The sequence below is a fragment of the Oleiphilus sp. HI0117 genome (assembly GCF_001635235.1).
The window spans coordinates 1-2,517 of the sequence record NZ_LWGA01001200.1 but is presented as its reverse complement, the minus strand read 5'-3'; the positions used below and the strand labels follow the sequence as shown (position 1 = coordinate 2,517).

Sequence of the window (2,517 nt, the reverse complement as noted above, 5' to 3'; positions counted from 1 at the left end):
TCAGCCGGATTATCAAGAAATTGCGCAAAGGAAGCGCGAATAATTTCACGAATGATATCTATTGCTTCTGAATGTGGTGGTAGCGCTTCGTAAGAGGCCAGCATACGACGCAAAAACGAGATTGAAATCTGAGCGTAAATCTCTTCTTTACAGGTAAAATGCTTATAAACGGTCCCTTTGCCTATCTCTGCTTTTTTGGAAATCTGCTCAACGGTCACAGTTTCCCAATGTGGGTTCTCAAACAAACTGATCGCCGCTTTGAGAATTTCCTGCTCCCTCTTAGCAAACTCAACCTGCTTTCGACTTAAGCCTTCACTTCCTTCCGACATTACACTCTCACAAACTTCAATTACGAATTAATTCAATCAGCCAGCTAGGTGACCGATAGTCATTAAGTCTAGTTCTAAATTCACAGCTATTCTAGTTTTTCTTAAGATCCACAATCATCTGTTTCATGCTTAAGATTTCAGCTTGAAGGTCACTAATAGTTGGCTCATCCTTTTTACTTTCTTGCCGCGCTTTAGCATGCTCTTCTTCCATCACATTAACGACAATACCAATTACCATATTGAGAAATGCAAAGGCTGTAAAAAAGATAAACGATAAGTAGTATATCCAGCTGAAGGGGTACACCTCCATCGTTTCATATTGAACATCAGTCCAATCTTCAAAGGTCATCACCCTAAACAAGGTCAGCATGGAAATAGCAATATTTCCCCATAAGTCAGGATTAATTGTTTGGAATAAAAAGCTTCCGACAGCAGCATAGATATAAAAGATGATAAACATCAAAAGCATGACATAGCCCAGCTGTGGCAAGGCCTTGATTAAAGAGTTAATCAAGATGCGCAACTCAGGAATCACCGATATCATCCTCAAAACTCTGAACACTCTGACCAAACGAGCCAACAATGCCATTTCAGAGTCGTCAATTGGTATCAGACTTATTACCACCACCAGCGTATCAAATACGTTCCAACCGCTTTTAAAGAAGTGCCGCTTATTTGGCTCAGCAACAAAACGAATAACGATTTCAACCAGAAAGAACAGGGTGATAAACAGATCCAGCATTTTGGTGAATGCTATGGCCTGCACAGGCAAATCGTAGGTTTTTGCGCCAATTTCCAAGGCGGAAATAATAATGATAAAAATAACAAAGAGCTCAAAAGCCCGATTGTTCTTGAGTTGGTAAAAAAGAGACTGTAGCGAAGAATAATTCATTAACTGCGTAAACTATAAAAAACTTGGATTAGGTAATACTTGACGGCTATTTTACCGAAACAGAGGAAATAGTCACTTAAAGACTCTGACCAAATATATAAGCAAGCTGAGCCAAGCCAGCCATGGCACCAAGAATACCACCGATAATGATCAGTTTTATCTCATCTTCCTGAAAACAAGGCCTTAGTAGATCCTGAAATTCTTCAGAAGGGAGCTCCTTCATTCGTTGCGCCATGATATCCTGTACAACCTTGGCCCTCTCCTGGTTAAACAAAGGGTCACGCAGCGTAGTTTTTGACAAATCTACTGCCTTCAATCCGGCATCTTCTTTGAGTTCAGCAAAGCCTTTCGGCCCCATAGCGGCTTGAGTAAAAGGCTTAATCAAACCAACCGTATCATCTACCATGTTTTCAAAATGTCTTTGAATAATAGCCCTTGTACGCTTTGCTTCCGGCCCTTTCAGCATGGCTTGGGCGATTTGATCAACTGTCAGGATTTCTTCAGTAATGATTTTACAAAAAGACTCTGATACAGAGTCTTGCCGCTTTAAAAATAAACCGTGTATTGTCAGGCCTAAAAACTTAAAGGGCTTAACAGGCCGGAAAATCATATTCAACGCCACCCAGTTAGTCGCCCACCCCACCAAAAATCCGCATACTGGCAAGATCCACGGGTAGGGTAAGAAGTACCAAAGTATTAACTGGGGAAGCCCAAACAAAAAGCCAAACCAGAGGCCGCTTTTTATAATAAAGCGAAACTCCTGAGCCCCGCATTCGAGAAAGATTTTATTCAGCAGCGTTTTATCATCTTCCAGCTTCTCGATAACCATCAGCTTAAGATCAAACAATGACTCTATCTTTGGCCCGATATCCTCGACAAGATTCTGCATAATTCTCGGCAGTTGACTCTTTACCCTCTCATAAACCAGCTCTTTAACGGGTCTTGGTAGATTTTGCCAAAGCGTTCGATGGCGCTTAAGCATAATTTCATCAACTAGTTCTTCAGTGCGAGGAGCAAGTGACTCGAGAATATGCTCGCCAATTAGAGCAGGGCTCATTTGCTCAACAATATCAGAGACTGAGCCAATTCTGGACAAGGTTGAATCAACACTGATTTCCGCCATCTTCCTAGCCTTTGAGGGAATAATTCCCTGCCAGCCAAAAATGGGCCGAATGCCCCAGAATTTGATCGGATAAAAAGTAAGCTTAATGGCTAACCAGTTGGTGATGAATCCAACAATTCCCGCAATTAAGGGAATGCTTGCCAACTTGAGTAGCTCGAAGTATGAGTTCACTT

Annotated in this window: 3 protein-coding genes; all 3 read right to left on the bottom strand. The window is 41.6% G+C overall.

Features of this window, described 5'->3' with window-relative positions:
- The coding region (locus A3757_RS21045; RefSeq protein WP_156506469.1) for a TetR/AcrR family transcriptional regulator at positions 1-329 on the bottom strand (329 nt) is incomplete at its 3' end.
- Between the two features lie 91 nt (positions 330-420).
- Entirely contained in the window at positions 421-1,221 is an 801-nt protein-coding gene (locus A3757_RS21040; RefSeq protein ID WP_068508713.1) for an ion transporter, read from the bottom strand.
- A gap of 76 nt (positions 1,222-1,297) precedes the next feature.
- Positions 1,298-2,517: DUF445 domain-containing protein (locus A3757_RS21035; protein WP_369819587.1), on the bottom strand; the 1,220-nt coding region annotated here is incomplete at its 5' end.